Consider the following 6,271-nt stretch of genomic DNA (forward strand, 5'->3'; position numbering starts at 1 on the left):
GGTAAATTGGAGAATTGGTAAATTGGAGAATTGGTAAATTGGAGAATTGTTCAAAATGAATTTCACTATTATTACTAAAAGTCCTGAAGAGACGAAAAAATTAGGAAAAGAGATAGGTAAATTAGTTAAACCGGGAGATTTATTAGCTTTCTATGGTGAATTAGGTGCAGGAAAAACTTGTTTTATTCAGGGGATATCTGAAGGTTTAGAAGTAAAAGATTATGTTACCAGTCCTTCTTTTACTATTATAAATGAATATCAAGGTAAAATTCCCCTTTATCATTTTGATGTTTTCCGAGTCAGTAACATAGAAGAGATTATAGAATTAGGTTACGAGGAATATTTTTACGGAGAAGGCCTAACGGTTATTGAATGGGCTGAGAAGATTGAAAGCCTTTTACCAAAAGATCATTTAAAGATTGAGATCAAGTTTAAAACTAGTTATGAAAGAAAAATATCTTTTATTCCTCAAGGGAATAAATTTAATCTATTTTGGGAGGATTTAATAAGGATTGAAAATTTTAGGAATAGATACCTCCACTAGATTTTGTAGTTTGGGTTTAATAGAAGAAGATTCTGTTCTTATCGAATATACCCTTAATAATTCTAAGAAGAAACACTCCTCCATTTTAATACCTACTATAAAAGATATGTTGGAAAGGATTAATTTAACCTTACCGGATATTGACGGTATTGCTGTCTCTTTAGGCCCGGGTTCTTTTACTGGGCTTCGTGTCGGATTAGGAGTAGCTAAAGGTTTGTCTTATGCCTGTTCTCTGCCTTTATTAGGAATTCCCACCTTAGATGCCCTGGCCTTTTCTCTAAAAGAGATACCCTACTTAATATGTCCCATTTTAGAGGCTAAGAGAGATGAAATATATGATGTGGTATTTCGGGGAGGTAATAAACTGAGTAAAGTGCTGGATTATAAATGCGAAGATATTTATAATCTAGTAGTTAGAGTCTCTCTTTTAAAGGAGAAGGTAATATTTTTGAGTGAGAGTATAAAAAAATATCAGGATATTATTAAAGAAAAAATGGGTAAAGATGCATTGTTTATTAATCCTCAAGTCCTTTTGTCTAAAGGAGTAAATATTGCTTTCTTGGGTTTAGAAAAACTCAAAAAGGGAAAAGGAGACGATATTTTTACTCTTTCTCCTTTCTACCTGAGGAAATCTGAAGCTGAAATTAATTGGGAGAAAAAAAGTGATAAATGATGAATAATCACGGTTTTACCGGGGTAATTATTAGACCTATGGAGACAGATGATTTACCAAAGGTATTGGATATTGAGAAACAATCTTTTCCCATTCCCTGGACTTATGATATGTTTTGTGATGAACTAACTCGCAATAAATATGCTAGATATTTTATATTAGAGAAAGATAAAGAAATTATTGGTTATCTTGGCCTTTGGCATAAGGAAACCAGTTTTCATATTACTAATATTGCTATTACCGAAAAATTTCGTAGAGAGGGATATGGAGGAAAGCTTTTAAAGTTTGTCGAGAAAATAGGAACTACTTATAAAATTGAAAAAATATCTTTGGAAGTAAGAAAATCAAATTATATGGCCCAGAATATGTATAAAAAATATGGTTATAGAACAAAAAGAATATGGAAAAATTATTATCGAGAAGAAAGAGAAGATGCTTTAGTTATGGAAAAGAAATTATATTAAAAGAATCAGTATATTGTATATGGTATGTAGTATATAGTAAAGAAGTCAGAAGTAATGTATAATATGTAGGGGCAGACCTTGTGTCTGCCCGTAATGAATAATAGGTAGGAGTTTGATTCCTGTCTGCGTGCGAACGAACACGCACAGGCAGGCGTACAGGCAGGCGCACAGGCAGGCGCGGGACGGATAAATCCGCGCCCCCTACTCCAAATAATTTATATTTTACGAAAAGGTTTTGAATTTTGAATTATGGTTTTTCGGTTTTTGCTCCTTTACTATATTTTATCTTTACTTATTACTTATTACTTGTTACACATTACTAATTACTGTATTCTCAATACGCTAAGAGCTATACACCATTTAGGTTTTAAGTTTTATTGAAAGAGAAAAAATAATATGACGGATTTAATAATGGGAGTCGAAACCTCTTGTGATGAAACTGCAGTTGCTATGGTAGAGGATGGAAAGAAAATTATTTCGAATATTGTAGCTTCTCAAATTAAGGTTCACCAAAAATATGGGGGAGTGGTCCCCGAAATAGCTTCTCGCCAACATATGGAATGCATTATTCCAGTAATAGATAAAGCTTTGAGCGAATCAGGGAAAAAATTATCCGATTTATCAGGGATAGCAGTGACTTATGGCCCAGGGTTGGTAGGATCACTTTTGGTGGGATTATCTGTAGCTAAAGCTATAGCCTATGCTCAAAATATACCTCTTATCGGAGTAAACCATCTTGAGGCTCATATTTATGCTAATTTTTTAGAACATAAAGGAATAAAGACACCTCTTATTTGTTTAATCGTTTCTGGTGGACATACCTCTTTGGTCTATATAAAAGATTTTAGAAAATATAAATTATTAGGTCAGACCAAAGACGATGCTGCAGGAGAGGTTTTTGATAAAATAGCCAAGGTTTTAGACTTAGATTACCCCGGTGGACCAATTATTGAGCAATTAGCTAAAGAAGGAAATTCTTCTTTAATTAAATTTCCTCGCCCTCTTTTAAATGACGGAAGTTATGATTTTAGCTTTAGTGGTCTTAAAACCGCAGTAATTTACTATATAAAAGAACTAAAAGAGAAGAATAAAATTATCCCAGTTAAAGATATTTTATCATCTTTTCAGCAAGCAGTAGTTGATGTTTTAGTAGAAAAGACACTAAGAGCAGCCTTAGAATTTAAAACTAAACAGATTGTATTAGCTGGTGGAGTTGCGGCCAATAATTCTCTAAGAAAAAAAATTAAAGAAAAAGCAAGTTTATTAAATATAAGGGTTTTTTATCCTTCAATTTCTCTTTGCACTGATAATGCGGCTATGGTAGCTTCTGCCGGATACTATAAGTTAAAGGAAAATAAAAAATCATCTTTAGATTTAGATGTAGTTTCTCGGTTGACATTAGTGTGAGAAAAAATTAATAAATGGAAGGAAATAAGCGTAAAATAACTTAAAATTAGGTTAAATTGCATAAAATGGCTGAATATAGCTAATAATGAAGTTTGATTTTCTAAAGAAGTTTATATAATATAAATAGGATGTCTTTAGCACTCTTACTATGAGAGTGCTAATTGATTTTAAAAATATTAAAGGAGGTTATGGAAAATGAAAATCAAAGGATTAAAACCACTAGGAGACCGGGTATTAATAAAGCCTATGGTTGAAGAAGAGAAGACCAAAGGGGGGATTGTTCTTCCGGATACCATTTCTAAAGAAAAACCCCAAGTTGGAGAAGTATTATCAGTAGGACCTGGCAGCACTAATAAAGAAGGAAAATTAGTTCCTATGACCGTTAAAAAGGGGGACAATGTAGTATACGCAAAATATTCAGGAACAGATATAAAAGATGATGATGATGAAGATTATCTCCTTTTAAGCGAAAAAGATATTTTAGCTATTGTGGAAAAATAAAATATAATATTTTTATTTAAAAATATTAAAAAATATTTTTGAATTTTTAAGTGATAAATGTAATAAATTTGATATAAATGGAGGATAAATAAATGGCAAAACAATTTTTATTTGATGAAGAGGCGAGAAGAGCTTTAGAAAAAGGAGCAAATACTTTAGCTGATGCGGTTAGGATTACTTTAGGTCCTAAAGGAAGAAATGTAGTTTTAGATAAAAAATATGGTTCCCCTACTATTACTAATGACGGGGTTACTATTGCTCGAGAGATTGACGTTGAGGATCCCTTTGAAAATATGGGGGCACAATTTGTTAAGGAAGTGGCTACTAAAACTAACGATATTGCTGGAGATGGAACAACTACTGCTACAGTTTTAGCCAAAGCAATTATTCATGAAGGCCTACGAAATGTAGCGGCAGGGGCAAATCCTATTATGATTAAAAGAGGAATAGATAAAACAGTAGAAATAGCGGTCCAAGAGATTAAAAAATTAAGTAAAGAAGTTAGCGATAAAGAATCTATAGCTAATGTAGCTTCAATATCATCTGCTGATAGAGAAATAGGAAATTTGATTGCAGATGCTATGGAAAAGGTAGGTAAAGATGGAGTAATAACTGTAGAAGAATCTAAAACTTTAGGAACTATCTTGGAGGTAGTAGAAGGAATGCAATTTGATAAGGGATATATTTCTGCCTATATGGTAACTGATGCTGAGAGAATGGAAGCTGTTCTTGATGACCCTTATATCTTAATTACTGATTCTAAAATAAGCAATATGAAAGGAATATTACCTATTTTAGAGAAAATTGCTCAGACTAGTAAGCCTTTACTTATTATCGCTGAGGATATTGAAGGTGAATCTTTAGCTACTTTAATAGTAAATAAAATTCGAGGCACCTTAAATTGTGTTGCTGTAAAGGCCCCCGGATTTGGAGATAGAAGAAAAGAGATGTTAGCCGATATTGCTGTAGTTACCGGTGGACAATTAATTTCTGAAGAACTAGGCCTTAAATTAGAAAACACGGAACTAAAAATGTTAGGGACTGCTCATCAAGTGAAAATAAATAAAGAAGAGAGCATAATAATCGGAGGGAAAGGGGACACCAAAGAAATTAAAAAACGAGAAGCTCAAATTCGTACTCAAATAGAAGAAACTACCTCTGATTATGACCGAGAAAAATTACAGGAAAGATTAGGGAAATTAGTAGGCGGAGTAGCAGTCATTAAAGTAGGAGCAGCTACAGAAACTGAACTTAAGGAGAAGAAACATCGAGTCGAAGATGCTCTATCAGCTACTAAAGCTGCAGTAGAAGAAGGAATTGTGGCCGGTGGTGGAACTGTTTTATTAAATATTATTCCTGCCTTACAGAAGTTAAAGTATGAAGGTGACCAACAGATTGGAGTAGAAATTATTATAAAAGCATTGATAACCCCCACCAAACAGATTGCTGACAATGGTGGATATGAAGGTTCTGTTATTGTAGAGAAATTAAAGAGCAAAGAAAAAGGCATCGGCTTTGACGTAACTGTTGGAGAGTTTGTGGATATGATAAAAGCAGGAATTGTTGACCCAGCTAAGGTTACCAGATCAGCTTTACAAAATGCTGCCAGTATAGGAGGGATGATCCTAACCACTGAATGTTTAATTACTGATAAACCTGAGGAAAAGAAAGAAGGTGGAATGCCTCCAGGTGGAATGCCTCCAGGTGGAATGTATTAAGGTAATATAGAAATATAAATTTAAAAAAACCTCAATAAAAAGGGGACAGTTCTAAAAAAATAGAACCGTCCCCTTTTTAAATTGGCTAATTGGTAAATTGGCTAATTGGTAAATTATCCATTTACTTCTTCTACGGGATAGTATTTTAATTTAAAGGCTTTAGCTACTGGTTGGTAAGTAATTTTACCATCAATAACATTTAATCCTTTTGCCAAAGCTTTGTTTTCCTTTATTGCTTTTTTATAACCCTTATTAGCAATTTCTAAACCATAAGGAAGGGTAGCATTAGTTAGAGCAAAAGTAGAAGTTCTAGCAAACGCTCCAGGCATATTAGTAACGCAATAGTGTAATACATTATGTAATTTAAATACCGGATCACTATGAGAAGTTGGCCTGCTTGTTTCTATACATCCTCCTTGGTCGATAGCCACATCTACTATAACTGAATTTGGCTTCATCTTCTTTATCATCTCTTCAGTTATTAATTTTGGAGCTTTTGCCCCCGGGATTAATACCGCTCCAATTACTGCATCTGCATCTTTTATTTCTTCTTCTATATTATGCTGATTAGAAATTAATAAAGTTATATTTTTTGGTAATACATCCGCTAAATATTTTAATCTATTTATGCTAATATCTAATAAAGTAACATTTGCTCCTATGCCAGCAGCTACCTTGGCAGCATTAGTACCCACAGTACCTCCACCAACCACTACTACTTTTGCGGGTGCAACTCCAGGGACACCACCCATTAGTACGCCTCTACCACCATAGGGAAGAGCTAAGTAATAAGCAGCAATATGACCGGCCATCTTACCAGCTACTTCACTCATCGGCGCTAAAAGGGGTAGATAACCATCCTCAGTTTGAACTGTTTCGTAGGCAATACAGATAACTTTTCTCTTCATCATAGCTTGAGTCAATTCTAAAGAAGAGGCAAAGTGGAAGTAAGTAAAGAGAATCT

General features: G+C 33.7%; 7 protein-coding genes. 6 read left to right on the plus strand and 1 reads right to left on the minus strand.

Annotated elements, in window-relative coordinates; genetic code table 11:
• Nucleotides 1-55 precede the first annotated feature (55 nt).
• From tsaE to groL, 6 genes are all read left to right on the plus strand, one after another.
• Nucleotides 56-544: a tRNA (adenosine(37)-N6)-threonylcarbamoyltransferase complex ATPase subunit type 1 TsaE gene (tsaE, locus tag COZ07_RS00510; RefSeq protein ID WP_406606664.1), complete on the plus strand. Its 489-nt coding sequence runs from the start codon at nt 56-58 to the stop codon at nt 542-544.
• Nucleotides 513-1,217 carry a tRNA (adenosine(37)-N6)-threonylcarbamoyltransferase complex dimerization subunit type 1 TsaB gene (gene tsaB, locus COZ07_RS00515; protein ID WP_406606665.1) on the plus strand — a complete coding sequence of 235 codons (705 nt, stop codon included), beginning with the start codon at nt 513-515 and terminating at the stop codon, nt 1,215-1,217. Before tsaE ends, tsaB begins: the two co-directional genes overlap by 32 nt.
• Nucleotides 1,214-1,681, plus strand: coding sequence for a ribosomal protein S18-alanine N-acetyltransferase (rimI, locus tag COZ07_RS00520; protein ID WP_406606666.1), 468 nt, complete (start codon nt 1,214-1,216; stop codon nt 1,679-1,681). Before tsaB ends, rimI begins: the two co-directional genes overlap by 4 nt.
• 396 nt (nt 1,682-2,077) lie before the next feature.
• Nucleotides 2,078-3,088, plus strand: coding sequence for a tRNA (adenosine(37)-N6)-threonylcarbamoyltransferase complex transferase subunit TsaD (gene tsaD, locus COZ07_RS00525; protein WP_406606667.1), 1,011 nt, complete (start codon nt 2,078-2,080; stop codon nt 3,086-3,088).
• A gap of 195 nt (nt 3,089-3,283) precedes the next feature.
• Nucleotides 3,284-3,589: a co-chaperone GroES gene (gene groES / locus COZ07_RS00530; protein ID WP_406606668.1), complete on the plus strand. Its 306-nt coding sequence runs from the start codon at nt 3,284-3,286 to the stop codon at nt 3,587-3,589.
• Between the two features lie 92 nt (nt 3,590-3,681).
• Nucleotides 3,682-5,307 (plus strand): chaperonin GroEL, encoded by a 1,626-nt coding sequence (gene groL, locus COZ07_RS00535; RefSeq protein WP_406606669.1) that lies wholly within the window; start codon nt 3,682-3,684, stop codon nt 5,305-5,307.
• Nucleotides 5,308-5,420: 113 nt separating this feature from the next.
• Here the strand turns inward: groL and ald are convergent.
• On the minus strand, nt 5,421-6,271 hold an 851-nt coding region (gene ald, locus COZ07_RS00540; RefSeq protein ID WP_406606670.1), incomplete at its 5' end, for an alanine dehydrogenase.

Origin of the sequence: Candidatus Infernicultor aquiphilus, assembly GCF_002784285.1 — a bacterium.
Classification (GTDB): Bacteria; Atribacterota; Phoenicimicrobiia; order Phoenicimicrobiales; family Phoenicimicrobiaceae; genus Infernicultor; species Infernicultor aquiphilus.